1 pseudogene is annotated in these 542 nt (G+C 60.5%); it reads left to right on the top strand.

What is annotated here, in order from left to right:
* A pseudogene (locus DIE12_RS37790) lies at window positions 1-542 on the top strand (hypothetical protein); the annotation flags it as partial.

Here is a 542-nt window from a genome sequence, read left to right as displayed (position 1 = left end):
GCTCGAAAAGCTTACGAACAGCCTGCCGACAAAATCGATGAGGACATGGAAAACAAGCGGGTCTCGCCGACCAGCAAGCGGTCTTATGCGGCGCAAGAGGATCGCGCGAGGCACGGGCTGAATGAATCGACGTATGGCCGCGTCACCGCATATTGCTGTCCGCACGATCAGGTGATTTCGGCGGTGACGGTGCAAGGGATCGGCTGGCGCGGCATCAGCAAGCACGAACTCGACGATATCGGGGCAGCCGGCATCCTGACGCAACGGGTCTTTGCTTCCGGTTTCCCGGTTGGCGTGCAGAAACCGTACCGATACTGGGAAGACGATTGGCGGCATGGCAAACAAGGAACGAAGCCGGGGTTCTGGTATCCGCCGTCGCCGCCGGCCAAATTCAATCTCGTCGGCGCGGTCAAAGGAAATGAGTCGGTTCTGGGCGTGGCAGCGACGCTCGTGACTGCGCCACTCATGTTCGTCGTGACCGGCATCAGTTCGGCATTGAACATGCTCCGCGTGAACGCCGATCCGCCGAAGGGCTGGACGGT

The sequence above is a fragment of the Burkholderia sp. Bp9015 genome (genome assembly GCF_003853505.1).
GTDB lineage: Bacteria > Pseudomonadota > Gammaproteobacteria > Burkholderiales > Burkholderiaceae > Burkholderia.
This window is presented reverse-complemented; position numbering and strand designations above follow the sequence as displayed.